We start from the raw sequence: 23,974 nt of genomic DNA on the forward strand, positions 1-23,974 counted from the left end.
CGACGGTGACCTCCGACGACCGCCTCGCCGCGCTCGAGGCCCGCGTCGCGGCCCTGGAGTCCGGGGTCGCGCCGTCGGAGCCCTCGCCCGTCGACCGTTTCGGGAGCCTGCGCTACGAGGGCTCGGTCCGGTTGTACGGCGAGGTGTCGTGGCGGATCGAGTACTCGCCGGCGGCCACCCTCGACCTCGCGGCGCCTGCCGTCGCCGAGGTCCTCGCGGCCCTGGGGCACCCGGTGCGCCTGGCGCTCGTCCGCCGCCTGCTCACCGGCCCCGGGTCCGCCGCCGAGCTGCAGGAGGCGGCGGGCCTGTCCTCGACCGGGCAGGTCTACCACCACCTCAAGGCGCTCACCGCCGCCCGCGTCGTCGAGCAGGACGGCCGCGCCTTCCGCGTCCCCGCCACCGGCGTCGTCCCCGTCCTGACGATGCTGCTCGCCGCCGGGGACGTCGCGGGGCTCCTGCGCTGAGTTGTCGCAAACGGGTCCCGACGATGCCGGTGGCTGGCTAGCGTGGTGGGCGTGAGCACGCCGGTCCCGCCTCCCGGGCTCTACCGCGAGCCCTCCCGCGGCGTGCCCGCGTTCCTCCCGACTCCGGCGCCCCAGGCCTCCGACCCGACGGTGCTCGCCGACGGCCGGGTGATCCCCCGCCACCTGGTGCCGGCGCCGTCGGGGGCAGGGGGCTCGTTCTCGATCGACCTCGAGCGTGCTCCCCAGGTCCTCCGCGACCTCCGGGATGCCATCGCGCAGCTCAACGATCTGCGTCGCGACGCCTTCCAGCTGGGAAAGGTGGACCCCGGGACGAACGACCTGGTCAGTAAGGACGCGGCAGCCGTTCTCGGCGCGGTCGCCGTCGGCGGCGCCGGCAGCTTCGTCGACGCCGTGACAGCGGGTATCGAGCGTCTGGAAGGGATCGTCTCGGCCATTGAGAACGAAATCCGCTCGTATCGAGCGACGGACGACCAGGCGCGGCGCTCCTTCGGAGCGCTCTCCTAAGTGGATCGTCGCCATTCTCGTGGCAGTGATGGTGGCCGGGTGCTCGACCGGCCACGAGCCCGGTGCCGCTCCGTCGACGTCCGCTCCTGAGCAGGATCGTTTCGGCGCTCCGGAAGTCGTGGCGCCGAGGGATGCACGAGGCGCGGCTGGGACGCCGTGTACGTCGCTGCTCTCGGCCAGCGAACTCCAGGAACTCGGATTCACTCGCCCCGGACGTCAACGGACTTCCATCGACGTGCAGGAATGCTCCTGGACGAACGGCTCCGACGAGATACTGGCGATGGCCGTCAATGCGGACCGGGACCTACTCGTTGACACCTACCGAACCAGGCTTGCACGCCTCTTCGTTCCGACGACGGTGGAGGGGCTACCGGCGGTTCGACAGCGCATGGCGACGAATGACAACAGGTGCACCGTCACGACTGGACTCGGTCCCCGTCAGGCCCTGGAGACCGAGTGGTCGGGGCGCGCGTCCCAGCAGACGTCCGACCCGTGCGAGCGGGCCGAGGAGGCGATCGCGCTCGTGATCCGGAAGCTCCCGCCGCAGCGCTGACCGGAGAACCGGGTCCTCACGACTCGGTTTCCTCGATGTCCTCGGGCCCGACGCAAAGGCCGACGACGGACCCGGGTCACGCGTTCCATGATCACCTGGATGTGGCGGATCCGGACGCCTACCGTCCGGATCGGCCACGTCCCGGTGATCATGGTCGTTCGGGCGTCGATGGCGGCACGACTCCCGTCGCAACCGTGTCCATCGGACACGGTTCCCGCGCAGCTCTCAGCCGGCCGGGTCACGCGCGACCCGGGCCCGGCCGAGCCGCGACGAGCACGCCGGAGTTCGGGGCTCGACCGGCCGCCCACGTCCCATGATCACCAGGATGTAGCGGATCCGGACGCCCACCGTCCGGATCGGCCTCGTTCCGGTGATCATGGTCGTCCGGGGCCCGTTCGCGGCCCGATTCCGGTCGGACCGTGCCGTTCAGCCCGCCGGGTCCTCCGCCACGTCGACGACCTCCGCGCCGGTCGCGGACAGCAGCTCGTCGGGGGTCGCGTCGAAGACCGTCCGTGGGGAGCCGGCGGCCGCCCACACCCGGTCGAAGGCGAGCACGCCGCGGTCGACGTACATCCGCACCGGGGCCACCAGCCCCACCGGCGCCACGCCCCCGATCGCGAAGCCGGTCCGCTCCCGCACGAACGCGCCCGATGCCTGCTCCACCGGCTCGCCGATCAGCGCCGACAGCTTCGCGACGTCCACCCGCGACGAGCCCGACGCGAGGACCATCACGGCGGAGTCGGTCGAGGGCAGCCGGAACACCAGCGACTTCACGATCTGCCCGACCTCGCAGCCCAGCGCGGCACCGGCCTCCGCCGCGGTCCGGGTCGAGTCGGGCAGCTCCCGCGACCGACCTTCGAGCCCCAGCAACTCCAGTGCGGAAGCCACCCGGTCGACACTGCGCACCTTCGCCATGCCGGACATCCTGGCCTCGGCCTACATCCGGCGGTTCGCCAGCACCGGCAGCACCTGGCGGGTCTTCTCCACCGACGCCGTGTCGACGTCCACCACGAGCAGACCCGGGTCGTCGCCCAGCGACTCCACGACGGTCCCGAACGGCGACGCCACCAGCGAGTGCCCCACCCCGCGCGGGGCCTTGCCCGGGTCGATCCCCCGAGCCAGCGGGTCGGCCTGGTCGCAGGCGACGACGAAGGTGGTCGAGTCGAGTGCGCGGGCCCGCACCAGCAGCTCCCACTGCTCGACCTTCCCCTCGCCCGCTCCCCACGACGCCGGCAGCAGGACCGTCGAGGCGCCGCGGTCGGCGAGGGCGCGGAAGAGCTCGGGAAAACGGATGTCGTAGCAGGTCGCGAGCCCGATGTTCTCCCCGTCGACGTCCACCACCACCGGGGTCGAGCCCGGCATGACGGTGTCGGACTCGGCGAAGCCGAACGCGTCGTAGAGGTGGATCTTGTCGTAGGCGGTGTCGACGCCCCGCCCGACGGCGAGCAGCGTGTTCGTCACCCGGCCGTCGTCGGTGGGGGTGAACATCCCCGCGACCACCAGCACGTCGTTCGTCGCGGCGATCTCCCGCACGGCGTCCGCCCACGGCCCGTCGAGCGGCTCGGCGACCGGCTTGAGCGACACCCCGAAGCGGCACATCGTGGCCTCGGGGAACACGACCACCGTCGCGCCCTGCTGCGCGGCGAGCGCCGTGTGGTCGCGGACCAGCTCGAGGTTCGCCGCGGGGTCGTCGGTGGCCAGGATCTGGGCGAGGGCGACGCGCATGCCCCGTGTATACCGGCCCCATGGACCCGGCCGCGTACCTCGCCCGCATCGGGGCGACCGCGAGCGACGACCTGCGCACCCTCGCGGAGCGCCACTACCGCTCCGTCCCGTTCGAGAACCTGTCGATCCACCTCGGCGAGCCGGTCGACCCGACCCCGGAGCGGCTCTTCGACAAGATCATCCGCCGTCGTCGCGGGGGCTTCTGCTACGAGCTCAACGGGCTGTTCGGGTGGCTGCTCGGCGAGCTCGGCTACGAGGTCGGCTTCCTCGGTGGCCGCGTCCACACCCCGGCCGGGGACACCGCGCCGATGGCCCACATGGCCCTGCGGGTTCACGACGACGGCCGTCCGCGGCTCGTCGACGTCGGCTTCGGCGGCTTCCTCGTCCTGCCGACCGACCTGGACGAGCCCTCGACCCAGGTCGAGCCGCAGTCCGACGGCGACGTCGAGGTGCGGAGTCCCGACGGCAGGCCGGGCTACCGGCTCGAGCCGCCGGTGCGGTCGAGGTCCGACTTCGCGCCCACCTGCCACTGGACGGCCACGCACCCCGGCTCCGGGTTCACCCGCGGCCCCACCTGCACGCTGCCCACGCCCGAGGGCGGGCGCGTCACCCTGGCCGACCACCGGTTGATCCGGACCGCGCCCGACGGCACCCGCGTCGAGGACGACCTCTCCGACGGCGAGGCCCTCGCCGCCTACCGGGACCTGTTCGGCTTCGCCCTCGACCGGCTGCCGGTCCCGCTCTACCCGGAGGACCCCACGTGACCGGACGCCTCGTCGTCGGGACGGCCGTCCTGGTCTTCTGCGCGGCGTGCAGCGCCGCCCCGGCGGCGCCACCCGCGCCGGCTCCGCAGCCGCGGGCGCAGACCGCCGCCCCGGCGGCTCCCCCGACGACGGCCGCGGCGCCCGGACCGCTGCGGGTGCTCCTGACCGACGACGACGGCTGGGACGCGGGCGGTATCACCGCGATGCGCGGGGCACTCCGGGACGCCGGGTACGACGTCACGTTGGTGGCGCCGGACGGCAACCGCAGCGGGGTGGGGGCCTCGTCGGACGGACGGACCGAGGTCGAGGAGAAGGACCCCGGCGTCTACTCGGTCGAGGGCATGCCGGTCGACGCCGTGCGCGCCGGACTGGAGCTGATGCGTGCCGACCCGCCCGACCTCGTCGTCTCCGGCACGAACCTGGGGCACAACTCGGGGACCGGGGTGGTCGAGTCGGGCACGGTCGGCGCCGCGGCGACGGCAGCGCTGGCCGGGGTGCCGGCGATCGCGTCGTCGACCCACCAGGGCACGTCGGAGGACGACTGCGCGGCGACCGCGGACTACGTCGTCCGGCTCGTGCAGGCGCTCGGTCCCGAGCTGTTCGCGCCGGGCATCGTCGTGAACGTCAACTACCCGGCCGGCGACCGGGCGTCGGAGGTGCGGGTGCGCGACCCGCTCGTCGTCGAGCTCGACGGCGAGGAGATGACCGTCCCCACCGACGGGCCCGACGACGACGTGGACCTGCTCGACGACGGCGTCGCCACCCTCACCGAGCTCGACGTCGAGGGTGGCGCCGGGGCGAGCGGCGCGGTCGTCGAGCGGCTCCGGGACGTGCCGGCCTGACGGTTACGCGACCCGCCTCGTCGTCCGGAAGCGCGTGAGCAGGCCGTACATCTCGCAGCCGAGGCAGAAGCCGAACGCGGCGTTGAGGAAGGCCGCGGCGAGCGCGAAGGCGGTCGCGACGACGCCGAGGGCGGTCGCGCCGCTCAGGTAGCCGGCCGCGGCGACCGCCGTGAAGACGAGCCCGACGGTCTGGGAGAAGCGCACCGGCGCGGCGTCCTCGGTCTCGCGCGGAGGGCCGAGGCGCGGACGGACCGCGACCCGGAACAGCGCGCCGTAGGGCGAGAGGCGCATCCCGAACAGCGCCGGCAGGGCGAAGACGACCGCCTGGGCGAGGACGAGCCACCCGTTGCCGGTGATCAGGACGAGCGCGAGGACGACGGTCGTGACGGACGCGGCGAAGCGGACGCCGCGGGGGTCGAGCTGCATGGGGGTTCCTCTGTCGGTACGGGCCGGGTGCGGGTCAGGGGCCCGGACAGAGGCTCGCGGCGAGGTGGCCGTGGTCGACGGCACGTCGTCGGGTGAGCACGCCCGAGATCATCGGGGTGCGGTGAGCTCGGTGTCCAGCGCCGCCAGCAGGTCCCGACGACGAGGCACACCGGACACGCGCAGCAGCTCCCGGCCGTCGCGGGCGAAGGCGATCGTGGTCGGGGTGCGCATGACGTTCAGCTCCCGTGCGGTGTCCGGGCGCTCGGCGATGTCGACCTCGACGTGGGCGAGACCGGGGTGCTCGGCGGAGAGCCCGGTGAGCTGCGCGGCGGTCTGGCGGCACGGCGTGCAGATCGGGGAGGAGAGCTGGAGGAGCAGGACGCGGTCGTCGGGCTGCGGGGTGACACCCGCGAGGTCCCACCCGCCCGTGCGCTCGTCGGTGGTCGCGCGGACCCGGCCCGCGCGGGCCTTGAGGACGAGGCCGACGAGGGTCGCGGCGGCGAGCACGGCGACCACGACGATCGCTCCGGTGACGGACACGTGGCGGTCAACCTCGTCGTCGTGGGTCGTGTTCCCCGGGTGTCAGCGGTGGCACGTCGGTGACACCCGACGTCAGGATCGGCACACGCTCGCGGCACCGCCCCCGCTCGATCGCGCCGTGGGCGGGGTGCCCTACACTCGACGACGCTGCCGCCTTAGCTCAGTCGGCCAGAGCAACGCACTCGTAATGCGTAGGTCTCGGGTTCGAATCCCGAAGGCGGCTCCGTTACTGCAGGTCAGGGCCGGTCCGGATGTATCCGGGCCGGCCTTCTTGCTGGTCGCGTGGAACGAACCTGTCATGATCGGTGTGTCCAGCGTCCTTGTCGTGGTTTCGAAGGTCTGGTTCCGCTTCCCCTGGCGAGGACGGATGCGCCCCCGACGCACATCGAGGGCAGAGGCGCGGTGGAGTGGAGCCTGACGACGAGCGCCGGATGACCTCGGAGACGATGGCGAGGCCACCCGGCGCTCGGTGTCAGTGGGCGGCGCCGATCTCGATGGCCAGGACGCCGCCGACGATGAGGACGATGCCCAGACCCATCACCCAGGTCAGGGGTTCCTTGAACAGCGCCTTGCTCAGTACGGCGGTCAGAGCAACGCCGGAGGCGGCCCAGATGCCGTAGGCGACGCCCAGGGCCATGCCGTTGGAGAGCGTGAGCACGAGCATGGCGAACGCGACGAGATAGCCGACGGCCACCGCGGCGAACCAGATCTTCTTCCCGGTTGCGGCCATGCGCAGCGACAGAGTCCCCATGACCTCGAAGATGATCGCGACGATCAGGAACGGCCAGGCCATCACGCCACCGCCTTGTTCTCGTGCTTGACGTGGGTGCCGAGCTCGACGCAGAGGACCCCGCCGATGACCAGCACGATCCCCACTCCCATCAGCGCGGTCAGCGGTTCGCTGAAGAGCAGCGTTGAAAGCAGCGCGGTGAGGGCGACGCCCGCTGCGCCCCAGATGCCGTAGGCCACGCCCAGAGCCATCCCGGCGCGCAGCACCATCGTCAGACAGGCAAAGGAGCCGAGGTAGCCCACGGCTACCAGCGCGTACAGGGCCGGCACCTCGAGTGCGGCCTTCATCGACAGGGTGGCGGTGACCTCCAACAGGATCGCCCCGACCAGGAACAGCCACGCGGTGAGCGCCTGCTTCCTCACTTCTCCTCCTCTTCGTCGTCGATCAGCTGCAGTGCGACCTCTCGCACGGCTCGCTTCTGGTGGTCGGTCATGTCCACGACGCCGAGGGCCTGGTTGAACCAGGCGCCGTCGGCGAGCAGTCGCGCGGCCTGCAGCCGGGGATGCTGCGCCAGACCTCCGCCGATGTCGGCCCCGAACCACGGCCCGATTCGGTCCACCCACTGCCGGGACAGGTCCTCGCGCAGCCGTTGATCGGCCAGAAGGGCGAGGTCGCTGGCGTCGAACTCCTCGGTCAGGCAGAAGTCCACGTAGGCGCGCAGGCGTGTGCGGGCGGTCCCGGTCGTGTCCCCGAGACGGACGTGCAGCTCGTTCTCCCAGCGCTGGGTTATCCGGTCGACGACCGCGGTGCTGAGTCCTTCCTTGGTCTTGAAGTGATGCACCACCCCGGGCTTGGTCAGTCCGGTCTCTCGTGCGACCGCGTCGAGGGTCAGGGCATCACCGCGCCTCAATACCTCGATCGCTCCGTCGAGAAGCTCTGCTCGTGTGGCCACGACGCAAAGCTACCGACCATACGTATGGTAAGTCGTCGTTCGGTGAGGAGCGGCACATCGCGCGACGCCGATCAGGCCAGCGCCTCACCGTGCTCCCCAGAGTGCAGGAGAGCCTTCGTCCGAGCGGCTGACGAACCGGCACCGGTGGCTCCAGCCCGGTGCGACGTGGAACGAGTCGTGGAACGAACCACGGTCGATCTCCGGCAACCAGAGGCGACGGTTCGCGCACTGAGGTGCACCGACGAGCGCTCGGAGGCTGCCGTTGACGGAGACGCAAGTCCTCGTAATGCGTAGGTCTCGGGTTCGAATCCCGAAGGCGGCTCCGCAGGTCAGGGCCGGTCCGGATGTCTCCGGGCCGGCCTTCTTGCCGTCGGGGGCCGGTCCGCGTCGACGTACCGGCTCGGGCGGTCGGCGGCGACAGGGACGAATTGTCGGCAGTCCGTGCCACTGTGAGACATATCGAGAAGCTCGTGCAACGAACTGCCGCAGATGTGTGCTCGTTCGGCTACGGGGGGTTTCGGTGCCGCACGGAGCGGGGCAACAAGCCGCGATCGAGGTCGCCTACAAAAGGAACTGACATCCCGTGGTCGCTCAACAGTCCTCCGGCAACGAGTTCAACATTCTGCAGAGCCTGCAGAGTGCGTTCACCACGTTCCTGAGCTACGTCCCGCAGGTGATCGGGGCCCTGCTGGTCCTGATCATCGGCTACATCATCGCCCGGTTGATCCGGTCGGCGATCAGCCGGCTGCTCCAGAAGGCCCGGGTCGACGAGCGCCTGACCCACGGCCAGGGCGGGGAGTACGTCGCCCGCTTCTCGCCCCAGGGCAAGCCCTCCCAGCTCGTCGGGCTGGTCGTGCAGTACGTGCTGATGGTGTTCGTCATCGTCTCCGCGGTGGGCACGCTGAACATCCCGGCGGTCACCGGGTTCATGAACCTGATCCTGGCCTACCTGCCCAACGTCATCGCGGCGCTGCTGATCTTCCTGGTCGCCGCCGCCGTGGCCGCCGCCGTCGGCGGGCTGGTCCACCGCACCATGGGTGACACCCCCACCGGCCGGGTCGTGCGCTCCGCCGCGCCGACGCTCGTCATGGCGATCGCCGTGTTCATGATCCTCAACCAGCTCGGGATCGCCGAGACGATCGTGACCGCGACCTACATCGCGCTGATCGGCGCCGTCGCGCTCGGGTCCGCCCTCGCGTTCGGGCTCGGTGGCCGCGACGCCGCCGCCGACCTGATCAACTCGGGCTACCGCAAGGCCCAGCAGCAGTCCGACCAGGTCCGGGCCGACCTCCAGACCGGCCGGCAGCGCGCCGAGGCCGACGTCGACTCCTACCGCCAGCAGCAGGGCACGGCCCAGACCCGGACCGACACCCTGCAGCCGGCGGCCACGGGAGCGGGGTCCAGCCCGGCCGACAACCCGGCCCCGAGCACCGAGCCCACCCCGCCCCAGGGGCTGCCCCGCTCCTGATCGACCCACGACAGTGGCCCCGCCGGATGCTCCGGCGGGGCCACTGTCGTGTCCGGGACAGAACGGTCCCCCGGAGACAGAAATGGCCCGGGTGGACCGCCCCAACGGTCCGACCCGGGCCCCGGCGACGACGGCGCTCCCCAGCTCCGCGTCCACCTCGTTCCGATCATCGGGTTGCCGTCCGCCGCCCGGGAGAAACGCCGGGATGACGAGGGAAAGTGTTCCGGGCGGATGCCCGCGGTGATTGCTCCGAATGCGACGGAAACGGGAGGTTGGGGACAGGAGGCATCGACCATCCGTAGGGATCGCGGGTGGGCAATTCCTGCCCCAGCGGCAGTTCACGAACCGTCGCCCGTCGTCCAGCCCAGGGGCGAACCGCGCCGTCACCCCGCCCGGCCCCTGCGGCATCCGTGTGCAGAAAGCGTGCATTCGCCCCGGGAGGTTCGGGTTCTTCACCCGAGGAGTTGCTCCACCATGGCTGTCAGCATCGATGAACCGCGCGACCTCTACGGCGCCACCGTCACCGGCGGCGACGGCGAGAAGCTCGGCAAGGTCGACACCGTCTTCCTCGACAACGAAACCCAGCGCCCCGAGTGGGCGGCCGTGAAGACCGGCATGTTCGGCAATCACGTCTCGCTGGTCCCGCTGGCGAAGGCCGACTTCCAGGACGGCGCCCTGCGGGTGCCCTACAGCAAGTCCGACGTGCAGAACGCGCCGCACCACGACGCCGACCAGGACCTGTCGGTCGAGGACGAGAAGCAGCTCTTCGACCACTACGGCGTCCAGTACGGCGGCGACACCGCCACCGCGCGCACGACCGACACCGTCACCGGTGGCGACCAGGGCCGCCACGAGCAGACCACCAGCACCGGCACCAGCACCGGCACCGCCGGGGATCGTCGGGACAGCGAGACCCACGACCGGAGCGAGACCCACGACCGGTCCGAGACCCACGGCCGCACCGAGGGTGCGGTCGGCCACGACACCTCCGGGCCGAACACCGACGAGGCGATGACGCGCTCCGAGGAGGAGCTGCACGTCGGCACCGAGACCCGTGAGCGTGGGCGCGCCCGGCTACGCAAGTACGTGGTGACCGAGAACGTGACCCAGACCGTGCCGGTGTCGCGTGAGGAGGTCCGCGTCGAGCGCGAGCCGATCACCGACGCCAACGCCGCGGCCGCGCACGACGGCCCCTCGATCTCCGAGGAGGAGCACGAGGTCGTGCTGCACGAGGAGCGGCCCGTGGTCGGCAAGGAGACCGTCGCCAAGGAGCGGGTCAAGATGAGCACCGAGACCCAGCGCGACGAGGAGCAGGTCTCCGACGAGGTCCGCAAGGAGGAGATCGAGACGGTCGACGAGACCTCCGACTCCCGCACCGGGACCTCGCACAACCAGCGCTGATCCGTACGCCGACGGCGGCGTCCTCCCACCGGGAGGGCGCCGTCGTCGTCATTCCGCCCGGTGTGATCGGTCCCCCACGCCTCCCGGGCGGGCTCCGACGCCGCACCGGGAACCCCAGGACGTCGAGCCCCGGACCCGCGCTCCTCTCCCGCCCTCCCGCGACCGCGGAGGGCACCGAGCCACGAGGTCCCGGAGGCCCCATGAGCATCGCCCTCGTCCGCGAACTCCCGACAGAGGCGCCGGCCCCGCCGGTCGCGCTCCACAGCGTCACCACGGCGTCGACCCCCACCACCGCGCACCTCTCCGCGGCCGACGTCGAGTCGCTCGGCGCGGAGATCGACGCGATCCGCCGCGGGGTGATGGACGACCTCGGCGAGGGGGACGCCCGCTACATCCGCCGGGTCATCGCGGTGCAGCGCGGCCTGGAGACGGGTGGGCGCGTCCTGCTGCTCGTGTCGGTCCTGCCGCCGGCGTGGATCGGGGGGACGGCGGCCCTGTCGGTGGCGAAGATCCTCGAGAACATGGAGATCGGCCACAACGTCCTGCACGGCCAGTGGGACTGGATGAACGACCCCGAGATCCATTCGACGACCTGGGAGTGGGACTCCGCGTCGACGGCCGAGGGCTGGAAGCACTCCCACAACTACCTGCACCACGCGTACACGAACGTGCTCGGCAAGGACCGGGACATCGGCTACTCGACGCTGCGGGTCGACCCCGAGCAGCCCTGGAAGCCGTACCACCTGCTGCAGCCGCTGATCAACGTCGGTCTGGCGCTGGGCTTCGAGTACGGCATCGCGATCTACGACATCGAGCTCGAGGAGGTCGCGGCCGGGCGCAAGCCCTGGTCGGAGGCCCGCACCGAGCTCGGCGGGCTGTGGGGGAAGGTCCGCCAGCAGATCGGCAAGGACTACCTGCGCTGGCCGCTGCTGTCCGGGCTCTCGGCCCCGACGACGCTGGCCGCCAACCTGACCGCCAACGTCGTCCGGAACGTCTGGACGCACGCGGTGATCTTCTGCGGCCACTTCCCGGCCGGCGCCGAGACCTTCACCGAGGACCAGCTCGAGGGCGAGACCCGCGGCCAGTGGTACCTGCGCCAGCTGCTGGGCTCGGCGAACCTCGACGGCTCCCCGCTGATGCACCTGATGACCGGCAACCTCTCGCACCAGATCGAGCACCACCTGTTCCCCGACATGCCGTCGAACCGCTACGCCCAGGTGGCGCCGCAGGTGCGGGAGCTGTGCGAGCGCTACGGCCTGCCGTACACGAGCGGGTCGCTGCCCCGGCAGTATGCCGGGGTCCTGAGGACGATCGCGCGGCTGGCGCTGCCCGGCGGCGCCGGCTGATCGTCGGGCAGGGACCCTGTCGCGGTGCAGTCGCTGCGAATCCTCCCGGACCTGCGGAGCTCGGTGGTCGAGGAGAAGCACCCGGGCCAGGTGCTGCTCTTCACCTCCGAGCGCGACGACTCCGACGCCTCGCTGACGGGCGACTCCATGGTGCGCCCGTTCTCGTGGCGGACCTTCGTCGATGCGCTGCGCGACCCCGACCTGGAGCTGCTGGAGGTCGCCGAGCCGCTGTGGCTGGGGGAGTGGCGCAAGGCCCTGCGCTACGTCGCGGTCGCGAAGGTCGTGCGGCCGCGGATCACGGTCGCCACCTACGCCATCGAGAACTTCGACGCGCGGGAGCGCCTCGCCACCCGGGCCGGCCGCACCGCGATGGGTGTCTCGATGCTCGGCCTCGATGCGGTGGCCTTCGGGACGACGGGGGCGTACGAGAACCACCGGCGGGCCTTCGGGTGGGCGCTGCGCCGGACCAGGCACGCCGTCCTGCCCCCGCGCCTCGACGCCTGCACCGTGTGCGGCCCGAGCACGGCCGCGCCGCGCGAGCCGGTGGTGCTCTTCCTGGGCGCGCCCAGCGAGCGCAAGGGCTTCCCCGTGCTCCTCGAGGCGTGGCGGCGCACGGCCCCCGAGGGGTGGCGGCTGGTCGTCGCCGACCCCTCCGGCGACGAGACCCCCGAGCTCCCACCGGGCGCGGAGGTCCGGCGGCAGCCCGCCCGCGAGGCGGTGCACGAGCTCCTGCGGACGAGCGCCGTGGTCGTGATGCCGTCGGTTCGGCGCCCGGGCTGGCGCGAGCAGATCGGGCTGCCGCTGGTGGAGGGCCTCGCGCACGGCTGCCGGGTGGTGACGACGACGGAGACCGGCCTGGCCGACGACCTGCGCGCCCACCCCGACGTCCACCTCACGACCCCGGGCGATCCCGACGACCTCGCGCGCGGGTTGCGCGAGGCGATGGACCGAGGTCGTGCGGACCGGCCTGAACGGCGGGGCTTCTCGAAGCGCGAGGTCACGGACTGGTGGCTCGCCGCCACGAAAACTCGTCGCCGGGCGGCTACGACGAGCCCACGATGAGTCCATGGCGACGGGGGACCTGGTCCGGGAGCACGCACGGCGAGGAGTGCTCCACCTCGCATCCGAGCTGACGCGCGAGCCCCTCTCGCCCGCCTCCGTCCGGATCCTCGTCGGAGCGCACCTGCTCGAGCGCTGGGCCGAGGACGAGGAGGTGCGCGCCGCGCTGCGGCCGCTGTTCGAGGCGGCCGTGCCCGATCAGCGGGCTCTCCTCGCACTCGGCGACGTCGACGTCTGGCTGAGCGACGGCCGTATCGCCCGCGACTGGTGGACCCGCGCCGTGGCCGGACCCGACCCGGAGCTGGCCGCCCTCGGCGCCTGGCGGGTGGCGCGGGCGCACCTGCGGGCCGGACGCACCGACGAGGCCCGCCCGCTGCTGGAGCAGGCCGGCCGCGCGGGGGTGGGCGACGCCTCCCTGCGCCTCGGGCGCCTCGTGGAGGCGGACGGGGACGACGAGGCCGCGGCGGAGCTGTTCCGGCGCTCCGGGACGGGCGAGGGCGCCCTCCGCCTGGCCGAGATCCGCCTGCGGGCCGACGACGCCGAGGGCGCCGACCGGGCGGTCGCCCGGCTGGCCACGGAACCGCAGCGCCCGGGCGAGCCGGACCTCCAGGCGTGGGAGAACGGCGTCCGGGGCGAGATCCACTTCCGGCGGGGCGCCCTGGACGCGGCGGAGGTGTGCTTCGACCGGGCCCGCAACGCCCCGGGCGACCGCGGGCGTCGCTACGAACTCCGGTTCGCGCAGATCGCGATCGCACAGGGGGACGCCTACGGCGCCCACTTCTGGACGTCCCTGCTCCTGAACGGCGAGGACGCGGTCGGCGAGGAGGCCCGCCGCCTCGTCGCGCTGCACCCCGACCTCGTCGCCGCGGGCGCACCGCAGCCCGACCAGCCCGACGAGCTCGGAGCTCCGGACGTCGGCGATGGTGACGACGAGCATTGAGGAGATACTGCGGGGAATGCCGCACGGCATTCGGCGTCGTACCCGGAAGTAGTGCCGTACGGTGCGGTCGACGGGTATTCGTCCGTTTCGATCCCCGCATCGCCCCCGTTCGGCCCAGCAGGAGACCCGATCTTCCTGTTACCGGGCGTTGCCTACGAAGTCGGGTAGCACGAACAATACGTGTCCCGAACTCGCTGTACCGAATATCGCTCATGGCGTGAATACGCGACGACCCGCATTCTCGGGTCATGAGAGCGGCACAGCGGTACGACGACGTCGTGATCACGGGACTGGCGCACGTCGACGCGCCGCACGTGGTCACCTCCACCCACCTCGAGGACCGGCTCGCCGACACCCTCGCGCGCCTGCGCATCACGCCCGGCCTGCTGGAGAAGCTCTCCGGCATCGCCGAGCGGCGGGTGTGGGACGAGGGCACGATGCCCAGCGAGGTCGCCGCCCAGGCCGGTGAGGCGGCCCTGGCGCGCAGCGGGGTGTCCCGCGACGACATCGGCGCGCTCATCAACACCTCGGTCAGCCGCGACCACCTCGAGCCCTCGACGGCGAGCATCGTGCACGGGCTCATGGAATTGCCGCCGGAGGCCGCGAACTTCGACCTCGGGAATGCGTGCCTCGGATTCCTCAACGGGATGAACGTGGTCTCGACGATGATCCAGGCCGGGGAGATCGAGCACGGTCTCGTCGTCGCCGGCGAGACCAGTCGATTCGCGATGGAATCGACGATCGAGCGCCTCGCGCGCGACGATTCGACGCGGGCGATGTTCCACGAGCAGTTCGCCACGCTCACCGTCGGGTCGGGCGCCGTCGCCATGGTGCTGAGCCGCGCCGACGGTCCCTGCGGGCACCGCTACCTCGGCGGTCTCGGCCGCGCGAGCACGATGGGCAACGCCGGGCTCTGCGTGGGCCAGGCCGACGAGATGCGCACCGACTCCAAGGGCCTGCTGATGGCGGGCATGGAGCTCGCCGGGCGCGCCTGGAAGGACGCCGTCTCCGCGTTCGACTGGGACACCGACAGCTACGACGTCTACTGCCTGCACCAGGTCAGCAAGGTGCACACCCGCGCGGTCTCCGCGCAGCTCGGGCTCGACGCCGACCGCTTCCCCTCGCAGTTCCCGTACTTCGGCAACATCGGCCCGGCCGGGGTGCCGACGGTGCTGTCGAAGGCGGTCGAGGACGGGACCGTCACCGACGGCACCCGCGTGATGCTCATGGGCGTCGGCAGCGGCATCAACGCCGCGGCGGCCGAGGTGATCTGGTGACCGCGGCAGTGCTCCCCGGCTTCGGGTTCCCGACACGGTCGGTCGAGATCGACGGCCACACGATGGCCTACATAGACGAGTCGCCCGGAGGGGATCTCTCAGCCCCGCCCGTCCTGCACGTCCACGGCAACCCGACCTGGTCGTTCTACTTCCGGTCGCTGCTCTCCACGCTGCCCGGCGACGGGTTCCGCGCGATCGCGCCCGACCACATCGGGATGGGCCGCTCCGACAAGCCCGCGCTCGACGAGTACCCGCACACGCTGGCCCGGCGGGTCGCCGACCTCACCGCGTTCGTCGACTCCCTCGACCTGCACGAGCCGCTCTCGCTCGTCGTGCACGACTGGGGCGGCCCCATCGGGCTCTCCTGGGCCGTCGAGCACCTCGACCAGGTCGACCGGGTCGTCATCCTCAACACCGGCGCCTTCCCCCTGCCCGCCGACAAGCGCATCCCGTGGTCGCTGCAGGCCGCGCGCCTGCCGGTCATCGGTGACGTCGCCGTGCGCCGGTTCAACGCGTTCTCCCTCGGGGCCCTCGCGATGGGCAGCGGCAACTGGCTGCTCGGCGCGGAGGCCCGCCGCGGGCTGCTCGCGCCCTACGACAGCCCGGCGCACCGCGTCGCCGTGCACGCCTTCGTCCAGGACATCCCCACCGGCCCGGCCGACCCCGCCCACCCGGTGCTCGTCCGCCTCGCCGAGCGGCTGCCGCTGCTCGACTCCCACCCGGTGCAGGTGCACTGGGGGATGAAGGACCCGGTGTTCGACGGCACGATCCTGCGCCACCTCGAGGGCCGGCTGCCGCACGCCGACGTGCACCGCTACCCCGACGCCGGCCACTACGTCCTCGAGGACGCGGCCGACCGGATCGTCCCCGACGTGCGCGCATTCCTGGCGGCGGGCCGATGAGCACGGCCGCCCCCGTGACCACGCTCGACGGCATGCTCGCCGAGCACGCCGCGGAGCGGCCGGGCGACGCCGCGCTCGTCCTGCCCGCGCTGTCCGGCACCCGCACGGTCACCTTCGGCGAGCTGCAGGACCGGGTCGAGAACGCCGCCGCGGGCCTGCTCGCCCTCGGGATCGGGCCGGGCACGCGGACGGCGCTGCTGGTCCCGCCGACCGCCGACTTCTTCGTCCTGGCCTACGCCCTGCTGCGCGTGCGGGCCGTGCCGGTCGTCGTCGATCCCGGCATCGGGCTCGCCCGCGTCCGGTCGTGCCTGAACGAGGCGGCGCCCGAGGCCTTCGTCGGGATCGCCACGGCCCACGTCGCCCGCCGGGTGCTGGGCTGGTGCCCCGACGCGCGGGTCGCGATCACGGCCGGTCCCGTGCCGGTGCCCGGCACGCGGTGGCTGCGCCGGGTCGAGCGCGATGGTTCCCGACGAGGCCCGCGGCCGCCCGTCCCGCGCCCGGAGGGCGTGCCCGCCGCGATCCTGTTCACCAGCGGCAGCACCGGCCCGCCCAAGGGCGTCGAGCACCACGAGGACGGGCTGCTCGCGCAGGCGGGGCTCGTCCGCGACCTCTACGGCCTGGGTCCCGGCGACGTCGACGTCGCCACCTTCCCGCCGTTCGCGCTGTTCGGCCCGGCCCTCGGCATGACGACGGTCGTACCGCGGATGGACCCGACGAAGCCCGCGAAGGTGGTGCCGGCCCGGCTCGTCCGGGCGGTGCGCGACACCGGCGCGACGGCGATGTTCGGCTCCCCGGCGGTGCTCGACCGGCTCGGCCGCGGCGCCCCCGCCGGCACGTTCCTGCCGACGCTGCGTCAGGTGATCTCGGCCGGCGCCCCGGTGCCGCGCGACGTGCAGCGGCGGGTCCTCGCCCTGCTCGGGCCCGGGGCGCAGGTCCACACCCCCTACGGCGCCACCGAGGCGCTGCCCGTCGCGACGATCGGCAGCGCCGAGCTGCTCGACCTGCCCGACGACGGCATCTGCGTCGGGCGCCCGGTGCCCGGAGTGGACGTCACGCTCATGCGCGTCACCGACGGACCCGTCGACGAGCTGACCCCCGACCTCGTCGTCGCCCCCGGCGAGGTCGGCGAGGTCGTCGTGCGCGGCCCCGTCGTGAGCCCCGCCTACGCCGAGCGGCCCGAGGCCACGGCCGCCGCGAAACTCCTCTGGGACGGCCGGCTCGCGCACCGCATGGGCGACCTCGCGTCGTTCGACGACGAGGGCCGGCTGTGGTTCGCGGGCCGGGTGGCGCACGTGGTGCCCACCGTCGAGGGCCCGCTCTACAGCGTGCCGTGCGAGGAGGTGCTCAACCGCCACCCGGACGTCAAGCGCTCGGCGCTCGTCGGGGTCGGCCCGGAGCGCGAGCGGACCCCGGTGATCGTCGTCGAGATGGTCCCCGGCACCTACCTCACCGGTGAGACGGCGGGGCAGCTGCGGAACCTCGCGGCGGCCGACCCGCGGACGCGGCAGATCCGGACGGTGCTCTCCCACCCCGGCCTGCCCGTCGACCCGCGGCACAACTCGAAGATCGACCGCGAGGCGCTCGGGCGCTGGGCGGCGGAGGAGCTGGCATCGTGAAGGCCCTGGTCACCGGCGGCGGCGGCTTCCTCGGGGGCGCGGTGGTCGACGCGCTGCTCGCCCGCGGGGACGACGTGACGAGCCTGGCCCGTGGCGACTACCCGGCCCTGCGGGAGCGCGGGGTGACGACGATGCGCGGCGACCTGGCCGACCCGGCGAGCGCGCAGGCGGCCGTCGAGGGCGTGGACGTGGTCTTCCACGTCGCGGCGAAGGCCGGCATCTGGGGCGCCGACGCGGACTTCCGGCGCAGCAACGTCGACGGCACGCGGGTGCTGCTCGACGCCTGCCGCGCCGCCCGAGTCCGGCGGTTCGTCCTCACCAGCACCCCGAGCGTGGTGCACACCGGCGGGGACATCGTCGGCGGCGACGAGTCGCTGCCGTATGCGACGCAGTTCGACTCGGCCTACCCCGAGACGAAGGCCGAGGCGGAGCGCATGGTCCTCGCCGCGAACGGGCCCGACCTCGCGACGGTCGCGCTGCGCCCGCACCTGGTGTGGGGCCCGGGCGACACCCAGCTCGTCCCGCGGATCCTCGACCGGGCACGGGCGGGGCGGCTGCGCTTCGTCGGGGACGGGTCGGCGGTCATCGACACCACCTACGTCGACGACGCCGCGCAGGCCCACCTCGACGCCGCCGACCGGCTCCACCCGCACGCGGCGTGCGCCGGTCGCCCGTACTTCATCACCTCGGGCGACCCTCGCCCGGTGCAGGACCTGGTCAACGGCATCGTCGTCGCGGGCGGCCTGGAGCCGGTGCACGGCACCGTGCCGCTCGGCGTGGCGGTGGCGGCCGGGGCCGTCGTCGAGACGGTGTGGCGGGTGCTGGAACGGGTCGTCGACGTCGGCGACCCGCCCATGACGCGCTTCCTCGCCCGCCAGCTCGCCACCGCGCACTGGTTCGACATCTCCGCGGCGCGCCGCGACCTCGGCTACTCCCCGCAGGTCCCGCTCGACGAGGGCTTCGTCCGGCTCGGGAGGTGGCTCCGCCCTGTGAGCACTAGTCCGTCCCTGGGCACGGATTAGTGCTCACGAGCTACGCACCCAGGAGCTTGCCGGCGAAGCGGACGAGCAGCGCCGGGTAGAAGCGCGGCAGCAGGCGGACGAACGCGTCGACGGCCTTGGCGTCGGTGCCGACCAGCACGCGGGCGCGGTCGGCCTCGACGCCGTCGACGACGATCTTCGCCGCCTGGTCGGCCGGGAGCTTGAGCAGCTTCTCGTTGTAGGTCTGCACCCGGCGGCGCTCGGCCTCGGTGACCTCCCGGGCCTGGGCGCCGCGCTCGAACGCGGCGGTCGCGATGTTCGTCTTCACGCCGCCGGGGTGGACCACGGTGACCTGCACGGGGTGGCCGCCGGCGAGCATCTCGGCGCGGAGGGTCTCGGTGAACCCGCGCACGCCGAACTTGGCGGTGCAGTAGGCGGAGAGGCCGGGCTGGGCCATGATCCCGTTGAGCGAGGACACGTTGACCACGTGACCGGCGCCGGAGGCGACCAGCAGCGGCAGGAACGCCTTGGTCCCGTTGATGACGCCGAAGAGGTTGATCCCGAGCACGTGGTCGTACTCCGACCACTCGCCGTCGAGGATCGTCCCCGACGAGGCCACGCCGGCGTTGTTGTAGATCTGGTGCACCACGCCGTAGTGCTCGGCGACCCGGTCGGCGTAGGCGAGCACCGCCTCGCGGTCGGCCACGTCGATCCGCGCGGTGTGGACTTCGGCGCCCAGCGCCTTCGCCTGGTCGGCGGTCTCGGCGAGCCCGTCCTCGTTCACGTCGGAGATCGCGAGTCGCGCCCCGCGGCGGGCGAGCTCGAGCGCGAGCTGGCGCCCGATCCCCGACCCGGCCCCGGTCACCACGGCGACCTTGTCCCGCACCCTGCTCATCGCGACTGCCTCCTACCGGGCGCCGGTCGCCCGCCGGGTGGCGGGAGCGGTACGTGGTCGTACCGGCGCGCGTCGACCGCACGGTACGCGGATGTACCGAACGGGGCAAGGGTGGTCCCCGGTCAGGGGGGCGGCGGTGTCGTCCCCGCCTCGGACCCGTCGGGCGAGGAGGTGCCCGACGGGCGCTGCTCCGGCACGGGCGTGCCGAAGTCGACCTCGATGCTCTGGAACGACTTGAGGCGCTCGGCGGAGGCGTAGGCGGTGTAGGCGCGCTCGTCGGCCGCGGTCATCCCCGTGTCGTCGGGCATCGACGACATCAGGCTGCGGGGATAGAGGTGCAGGGTGCGCACCGTGTTGATCTCGGCGCAGAAGAGCATGACGAACGCGCTGAGGTAGATCCAGGCGAGCAGGCCGAGCACGATCCCGAAGACGCCGTAGCTCGCACTCATGCCCCGCAGCTGGTACTGCACCAGGTAGGAGCCCACGGACTGCAGGAGCTGCCAGGCGATCGCCGCCACCACGGCCCCCGGGACGATCTGGCGGTAGGTGAGCGGGCGGGCCGTGAGCAGCTTGAGTGCGACGACGATCAGCGCGGCGTCCGCCGCGACCCCGAGCACCGTCACGACGAAGCGCGCGAGGCCGTCGAACGGGACCGGCAGCTCCGACACCCACGTGGAGAGGTAGGACAGGGCGGTGGCGACGACGACGCCGGCGGCCAGGAGCCCGACCGCGATCACCCCGCGCCCGTAGGTGGTGTGCAGCGCGGGCCGTTCGGCCTTCGGCACCGCCCACATCTGCGCGAACGCGTTCTGCACGGCGACCATGACGCCGAGGGCCCCGTACACGCCGACCACCAGGCCGATGACGAGCGCCGGCACGCTGCCCTGCAGCGAGTGGACGTTGCGGCCGATCTGGTCGCCGATCACCGGGAAGCCGCGCAGTGCCGAGTTCACCAGGGCGTCCTGCAGCGCCGGGTCGTGCTGCAGGACGAAGCCGAGCACGGTGAGCGCGAGCAGCAGCAGCGGGAAGATCGACAGGAAGCCGTAGTAGGTGATCAGCGCGGCCATGTAGGTGCCCTCGTCGTCGAGGAACTTCCACAGCACGGCGATCGGGAACCCGGCCGCGGGGTGCCGGCGCTGGAACCGGTCGAGCGACCCCACGACCCCCATGGCCCACCTCCCCGCGGATGCGTCTCCAGTTACCCGTCGAGATTGCCACTCCACCGCCAGATGCGGGGGCCGACGGGCTCAGCGGCGGCGGCGGACGTCCTGCGCGGCGTCGTCGAGGGTCACCCCGACGTGGTCGTCGAGCCAGCGGCCCAGCGGGTCGAGCCGCCGCCACGTCGTCGCGATCCGCTCGACGAGCGCCGGGGTGTGCAGCTCGTCGGAGGGCTCCCACGACTGCCACGCGTAGAGCGACCGGTGGCGCAGGAGGTCGAGGCGCGGATGGTCGGGGTCGGTCCCGCGCGGCCGGGTCTTCAGCCGGTCCCCGGCGACCGTGAAACCGTCGTCGTGCAGCCCCGCGACGATGCCCTCGAGCTCCGGCCCGTGGCGCTCGTCGTCGACCGCGGCGCGGTAGCGGGCGACCTGCGCCGGCACCATCGCGTAGTAGCCGACGGCCACCATCACGCCGTCGGCGGAGAGCTGGACGTAGTGCGGGCCGGCCGTGGCCCCGCACTGCGTCTTGTACGGCCTCTTGTCCTTGGCGAACCGCACGTCGCGGTACGGCCGGAAGATGCGCCCCTCGCCGAACTCCGGCTCGAGCGCCAGCAGCAGGTCCTGCATCGGAGCGCGCACGTGCTCGTCGTAGAGGTGCCGGTGGTCGCTCCAGTAGGCCTTCGAGTTGTCGGCCTCGAGCCCCTCGTAGAAGTCGACCGCGGCGTCGCCGAACCCAGTGAACACGGTCGACGACGCTAGGCCACCGGGCTAGCGGGTGCGGCGCCCGCGCGAGGAGCCGCTGAAGGTCGACGCCGAGTGCGAGCCGGACGACGAGGTGGTGTGGACCGCGGTCGAGCCGCCGCCCCCGCTGCGTCCGCCCTGACCACTGCGACCGCCGCCGGTCTGACCGCCGCCACCGCCCTGGCCACGACCGCCCTGGGCGCCGCCACGACGACGACCGCCGCCCGACGAGGCCGGCTGTCCGCCGGTGCCGCCGGCGCTGCCGCCGCGACGACGCGGTCGCCCGGAACGCGAGGACGTCCCCGGCGAACCCTCGGGCTGCGCCGGGGTGGTCGGCTCGGGCATCGAGGCGGAGGGCGCGGGCGCGCCGACCAGCTCGGTGATCTCGCGGGCCCCGGAGGTGACCGAGACGTTGCGCGGGCGGATGCCGGCCTGCTTGGTCAGCTTCGCGACCTCGCCGCGCTGGTCGGGCGTGACGAGGGTGACCACGTCGCCGGCCGAGCCCGCGCGCGCCGTGCGGCCCGAGCGGTGCAGGTAGGCCTTGTGCTCGGCGGGCGGGTCGACGTGCACGACGAGGGAGACGTCGTCGACGTGGATGCCGCGCGCGGCGATGTCGGTGGCGCAGAGCACCCGGACGTCGCCGTCGCGGAACCAGCCGAGGTTCCGGTCGCGGGCGTTCTGGGCGAGGTTGCCGTGCAGCTCCGCGGCGGGGATGCCGGCCGCGATGAGCTTGCGCGAGAGCTTGCGCGCCGCGTGCTTGGTGCGGGTGAACAGCATGACCCGGCCGAGCCCGCCGGCGAGCTCCTGGATCACGGCGTTGCGGTCGCCCGCGGGCACCGTGAACACGTGATGGGTCATGTCGGGCACCGGCTCGGAGGCGCGGTCGACGCTGTGGGTCACCGGGGAGCGGAGGAACTCCTTGACGACCTTGTCCACCTCGCCGTCGAGCGTCGCGGAGAACAGCAGCCGCTGCGACGTGGTGGGCGTGCGGCGCAGGAGGCGGCGCACGGCGGGCAGGAAGCCGAGGTCGGACATGTGGTCGGCCTCGTCGAGCACGGTGACCTCGACGCGGTCGAGGTCGAGGATGCCCTGGCCGATGAGGTCCTCGAGGCGCCCGGGGCAGGCGATCAGCAGGTCGACGCCGCGCCGGAGCGCGTTCTCCTGCGGGCGCTGGCCGACGCCGCCGTAGACGACGGTCTGGTCGAGGCCGAGGGCCTCGGTGAGCGGCGCGAGGGCGTCGCGGACCTGGCTGGCGAGCTCGCGCGTCGGCAGCAGGATCAGGGCGCGGGGGCGGTTCGGCCTCGTCGGGGACTCGCAGCGCGCGAGGCGGGCGAGCAGCGGGAGACCGAACGCGAGGGTCTTGCCGCTGCCGGTGCGGCCGCGGCCGAGGACGTCGCGGCCGGCGAGCGCGTCGGGGATCGCGGCGGCCTGGATCGGCGTGGGCTCGGTGATCCCGCGGGGGATCAGGAGCTCGGCGATCGAGGGCGAGATGCCCAGGCCGGTGAAGGTGGTGGACACGGAATCAGAGATGAGGAATCACCTAGCGTCGAGGGGGTCCGCCCGGGCGGGACTCACGCTGCGCGACGAGGGCCAGGCGGGTGCGCGCTGCGACGGCGACGAGAAGGTCGCGATGGGGACGTCACGGGGAGGCGCGCGGTCTCCTCGAGTATGGCACGGAGGCCCGACGACCTCGGCGGGCGGCGACGATCATCACGTCGGGTCAGGGGCGGACGCTGACGTGCACGTGGTCGTAGTGCCCGCCCGTCGCGTCCTGCGGGTCGTACACCCCGCCGCCGGTGTAGGGGCGGCCCCAGCCGCCGTCGTCGCTGCCGCCGCGGAACCAGATCCGGCCCTGCCAGATGACGTAGCGGACCCGCAGCTCGGTGGCGTTCTCCCGCAGCCAGCCGGCCATCGCCCAACCTGCCGCGAGCTCGTCGCCCTCGGGGAACGTGCCCGAGCGGGTGGGGAACAGGTCGCACGCCCGGCCGGTCGGGTGGTCGCTCGACGGGTTCCACGCGTGCTCGGACCAGCAGCCCATCGACCGGACCGGGCCGTCGCCGCCGGGCTCGCCGAAGCGGGCGACGGCGGCGTCGTGCAGGCGCAGCGTGGTGGGGGTGAGGCAGCCGTCGGTGGTGGGGTCGGGCTCGCTGCACGGCTCCGGGGGCGGCGGCTGCACCACCTCCCACACGTCGGAGGCGGTGATCCCGCGGCTCTGGACGAACCACACCGCGCCGGCCGCGAGCAGGGCCAGGACCAGCAGCACGGTGAGCCCTCGGGCGAGGCGGGACCGGGTCGTCACGATGGCTTCCAGAGTAGGGAGCACCCCGGTGGCGCCCCGGTGAGTTCGTCGAACGGTCCCCGGCGGGCGGGTCGCCCGCCTACGCTCCCCGACATGGCGGTGTACGAGTTCCGGTGTCGCGAGTGCGGGTCGACCTTCGAGGTCAACCGGCCCATGCAGCAGGCGAGCGACCCCGTCGACTGCCCCGACGGGCACGCGGACACCGTCAAGCTGCTCTCCGCCGTCGGGCTCGGCGGCAAGGCGCGCACCGCGCAGCCGGCCGCCGGCCGGGCCCCGATGCCCCGGCCCCAGGCGGCGCCCCCCGGCGGCGGTGGCGGGTGCTGCGGCGGCGGGTGCTGCGGCTGAGCGGCACTTCCGACACGGAGGTCCGGC

General features: G+C 73.0%; 27 protein-coding genes and 1 tRNA gene. 16 read left to right on the forward strand and 12 right to left on the reverse strand.

Going from position 1 to position 23,974, the window contains the following annotated elements; genetic code table 11:
* Positions 1-5: 5 nt before the first annotated feature.
* From ACFPBZ_RS19445 to ACFPBZ_RS19455, 3 genes are read left to right on the forward strand one after another with little or no spacing between them, the layout of a single operon-like run.
* Positions 6-464, forward strand: coding sequence for an ArsR/SmtB family transcription factor (locus ACFPBZ_RS19445; protein ID WP_378037754.1), 459 nt, complete (start codon positions 6-8; stop codon positions 462-464).
* Positions 465-515: 51 nt separating this feature from the next.
* Positions 516-989, forward strand: a complete 474-nt coding sequence (locus ACFPBZ_RS19450) for a hypothetical protein (RefSeq protein ID WP_378037755.1) — start codon at positions 516-518, stop codon at positions 987-989.
* Between the two features lie 28 nt (positions 990-1,017).
* Complete coding sequence (locus tag ACFPBZ_RS19455) at positions 1,018-1,542, forward strand: DUF3558 domain-containing protein (protein WP_378037838.1); 525 nt, start codon at positions 1,018-1,020, stop codon at positions 1,540-1,542.
* Between the two features lie 426 nt (positions 1,543-1,968).
* Here ACFPBZ_RS19455 and ACFPBZ_RS19460 read toward each other — a convergent pair whose 3' ends face one another.
* Together ACFPBZ_RS19460 and ACFPBZ_RS19465 are read right to left on the reverse strand one after the other, a co-directional pair.
* On the reverse strand, positions 1,969-2,430 hold the full coding sequence (locus tag ACFPBZ_RS19460; protein WP_378037756.1) for a YbaK/EbsC family protein: 462 nt from the start codon (positions 2,428-2,430) through the stop codon (positions 1,969-1,971).
* A 48-nt stretch (positions 2,431-2,478) separates the two neighbouring features.
* Positions 2,479-3,267: a carbon-nitrogen hydrolase family protein gene (locus ACFPBZ_RS19465; RefSeq protein WP_378037757.1), complete on the reverse strand. Its 789-nt coding sequence runs from the start codon at positions 3,265-3,267 to the stop codon at positions 2,479-2,481.
* A 20-nt stretch (positions 3,268-3,287) separates the two neighbouring features.
* Here ACFPBZ_RS19465 and ACFPBZ_RS19470 point away from each other — a divergent pair, with 20 nt between their 5' ends.
* Together ACFPBZ_RS19470 and ACFPBZ_RS19475 are read left to right on the forward strand one after the other, a co-directional pair.
* Positions 3,288-4,031 carry an arylamine N-acetyltransferase family protein gene (locus ACFPBZ_RS19470; protein ID WP_378037758.1) on the forward strand — a complete coding sequence of 248 codons (744 nt, stop codon included), beginning with the start codon at positions 3,288-3,290 and terminating at the stop codon, positions 4,029-4,031.
* Positions 4,028-4,873, forward strand: coding sequence for a 5'/3'-nucleotidase SurE (locus ACFPBZ_RS19475; protein WP_378037759.1), 846 nt, complete (start codon positions 4,028-4,030; stop codon positions 4,871-4,873). Before ACFPBZ_RS19470 ends, ACFPBZ_RS19475 begins: the two co-directional genes overlap by 4 nt.
* 3 nt (positions 4,874-4,876) lie before the next feature.
* Here the strand turns inward: ACFPBZ_RS19475 and ACFPBZ_RS19480 are convergent, their stop codons facing one another.
* Together ACFPBZ_RS19480 and ACFPBZ_RS19485 are read right to left on the reverse strand one after the other, a co-directional pair.
* Complete coding sequence (locus ACFPBZ_RS19480) at positions 4,877-5,299, reverse strand: DUF4395 domain-containing protein (RefSeq protein WP_378037760.1); 423 nt, start codon at positions 5,297-5,299, stop codon at positions 4,877-4,879.
* Positions 5,300-5,407: 108 nt separating this feature from the next.
* Positions 5,408-5,839 (reverse strand): thioredoxin family protein, encoded by a 432-nt coding sequence (locus tag ACFPBZ_RS19485; RefSeq protein ID WP_378037761.1) that lies wholly within the window; start codon positions 5,837-5,839, stop codon positions 5,408-5,410.
* 149 nt (positions 5,840-5,988) lie between these two features.
* On the opposite strand from ACFPBZ_RS19485, the gene ACFPBZ_RS19490 reads away from it, so the two are divergent.
* Positions 5,989-6,062: transfer RNA gene (locus tag ACFPBZ_RS19490), tRNA-Thr, on the forward strand.
* 249 nt (positions 6,063-6,311) lie between these two features.
* Here ACFPBZ_RS19490 and ACFPBZ_RS19495 read toward each other — a convergent pair.
* Genes ACFPBZ_RS19495 through ACFPBZ_RS19505 form a run of 3 tightly spaced genes read right to left on the reverse strand, consistent with a single transcriptional unit; the run spans position 6,312 to position 7,521 of the window.
* Positions 6,312-6,632 carry a DMT family transporter gene (locus tag ACFPBZ_RS19495; protein WP_378037762.1) on the reverse strand — a complete coding sequence of 107 codons (321 nt, stop codon included), beginning with the start codon at positions 6,630-6,632 and terminating at the stop codon, positions 6,312-6,314.
* Positions 6,632-6,991, reverse strand: coding sequence for a DMT family transporter (locus ACFPBZ_RS19500; protein ID WP_378037763.1), 360 nt, complete (start codon positions 6,989-6,991; stop codon positions 6,632-6,634). Before ACFPBZ_RS19500 ends, ACFPBZ_RS19495 begins: the two co-directional genes overlap by 1 nt.
* Positions 6,988-7,521: a TetR/AcrR family transcriptional regulator gene (locus tag ACFPBZ_RS19505; protein ID WP_378037764.1), complete on the reverse strand. Its 534-nt coding sequence runs from the start codon at positions 7,519-7,521 to the stop codon at positions 6,988-6,990. Before ACFPBZ_RS19505 ends, ACFPBZ_RS19500 begins: the two co-directional genes overlap by 4 nt.
* Before the next feature lie 583 nt (positions 7,522-8,104).
* On the opposite strand from ACFPBZ_RS19505, the gene ACFPBZ_RS19510 reads away from it, so the two are divergent.
* From ACFPBZ_RS19510 to ACFPBZ_RS19550, 9 genes are all read left to right on the forward strand, one after another.
* Positions 8,105-8,989, forward strand: coding sequence for a mechanosensitive ion channel family protein (locus tag ACFPBZ_RS19510; RefSeq protein ID WP_378037765.1), 885 nt, complete (start codon positions 8,105-8,107; stop codon positions 8,987-8,989).
* Positions 8,990-9,463: 474 nt separating this feature from the next.
* Positions 9,464-10,390, forward strand: coding sequence for a DUF2382 domain-containing protein (locus tag ACFPBZ_RS19515; protein ID WP_378037766.1), 927 nt, complete (start codon positions 9,464-9,466; stop codon positions 10,388-10,390).
* Between the two features lie 200 nt (positions 10,391-10,590).
* The gene (locus ACFPBZ_RS19520) at positions 10,591-11,736 is read left to right on the forward strand and encodes a fatty acid desaturase family protein (protein ID WP_378037767.1); all 1,146 of its coding nucleotides are present in this window, start codon (positions 10,591-10,593) and stop codon (positions 11,734-11,736) included.
* 24 nt (positions 11,737-11,760) lie between these two features.
* A complete protein-coding gene (locus ACFPBZ_RS19525) occupies positions 11,761-12,798 on the forward strand; it encodes a glycosyltransferase family 4 protein (RefSeq protein ID WP_378037768.1) in 1,038 nt (345 codons plus the stop codon).
* A 4-nt stretch (positions 12,799-12,802) separates the two neighbouring features.
* The gene (locus tag ACFPBZ_RS19530; RefSeq protein ID WP_378037769.1) at positions 12,803-13,735 is read left to right on the forward strand and encodes a tetratricopeptide repeat protein; all 933 of its coding nucleotides are present in this window, start codon (positions 12,803-12,805) and stop codon (positions 13,733-13,735) included.
* Positions 13,736-13,983: 248 nt separating this feature from the next.
* Positions 13,984-15,012, forward strand: coding sequence for a 3-oxoacyl-ACP synthase III (locus ACFPBZ_RS19535; protein ID WP_378037770.1), 1,029 nt, complete (start codon positions 13,984-13,986; stop codon positions 15,010-15,012).
* Entirely contained in the window at positions 15,009-15,914 is a 906-nt protein-coding gene (locus ACFPBZ_RS19540; RefSeq protein WP_378037771.1) for an alpha/beta fold hydrolase, read from the forward strand. The genes ACFPBZ_RS19535 and ACFPBZ_RS19540 overlap by 4 nt, the downstream gene beginning before the upstream one ends.
* Before the next feature lie 14 nt (positions 15,915-15,928).
* Positions 15,929-17,530 carry a fatty acid CoA ligase family protein gene (locus ACFPBZ_RS19545; protein ID WP_378037772.1) on the forward strand — a complete coding sequence of 534 codons (1,602 nt, stop codon included), beginning with the start codon at positions 15,929-15,931 and terminating at the stop codon, positions 17,528-17,530.
* Entirely contained in the window at positions 17,527-18,552 is a 1,026-nt protein-coding gene (locus tag ACFPBZ_RS19550; RefSeq protein ID WP_378037773.1) for an NAD-dependent epimerase/dehydratase family protein, read from the forward strand. Before ACFPBZ_RS19545 ends, ACFPBZ_RS19550 begins: the two co-directional genes overlap by 4 nt.
* A 10-nt stretch (positions 18,553-18,562) precedes the next feature.
* Here ACFPBZ_RS19550 and ACFPBZ_RS19555 read toward each other — a convergent pair whose 3' ends face one another.
* The 5 genes from ACFPBZ_RS19555 to ACFPBZ_RS19575 all read right to left on the reverse strand — a co-directional run bounded on the left by ACFPBZ_RS19555 (position 18,563) and on the right by ACFPBZ_RS19575 (position 23,602).
* Positions 18,563-19,405, reverse strand: a complete 843-nt coding sequence (locus ACFPBZ_RS19555; RefSeq protein WP_378037774.1) for an SDR family NAD(P)-dependent oxidoreductase — start codon at positions 19,403-19,405, stop codon at positions 18,563-18,565.
* 122 nt (positions 19,406-19,527) lie between these two features.
* Positions 19,528-20,574: a YihY/virulence factor BrkB family protein gene (locus ACFPBZ_RS19560; protein ID WP_378037775.1), complete on the reverse strand. Its 1,047-nt coding sequence runs from the start codon at positions 20,572-20,574 to the stop codon at positions 19,528-19,530.
* Between the two features lie 78 nt (positions 20,575-20,652).
* Positions 20,653-21,306 carry a DUF2461 domain-containing protein gene (locus ACFPBZ_RS19565; RefSeq protein WP_378037776.1) on the reverse strand — a complete coding sequence of 218 codons (654 nt, stop codon included), beginning with the start codon at positions 21,304-21,306 and terminating at the stop codon, positions 20,653-20,655.
* Positions 21,307-21,330: 24 nt separating this feature from the next.
* Positions 21,331-22,821, reverse strand: coding sequence for a DEAD/DEAH box helicase (locus ACFPBZ_RS19570; protein WP_378037777.1), 1,491 nt, complete (start codon positions 22,819-22,821; stop codon positions 21,331-21,333).
* A gap of 202 nt (positions 22,822-23,023) precedes the next feature.
* Positions 23,024-23,602 carry a VldE C-terminal domain-containing protein gene (locus ACFPBZ_RS19575; RefSeq protein WP_378037778.1) on the reverse strand — a complete coding sequence of 193 codons (579 nt, stop codon included), beginning with the start codon at positions 23,600-23,602 and terminating at the stop codon, positions 23,024-23,026.
* A gap of 93 nt (positions 23,603-23,695) precedes the next feature.
* On the opposite strand from ACFPBZ_RS19575, the gene ACFPBZ_RS19580 reads away from it, so the two are divergent.
* Positions 23,696-23,947 (forward strand): FmdB family zinc ribbon protein, encoded by a 252-nt coding sequence (locus ACFPBZ_RS19580; RefSeq protein ID WP_378037779.1) that lies wholly within the window; start codon positions 23,696-23,698, stop codon positions 23,945-23,947.
* The last annotated feature ends 27 nt before the right edge of the window (positions 23,948-23,974 follow it).

It is taken from the genome of Actinomycetospora atypica (assembly GCF_042653685.1).
Classification (GTDB): Bacteria; Actinomycetota; Actinomycetes; order Mycobacteriales; family Pseudonocardiaceae; genus Actinomycetospora; species Actinomycetospora atypica.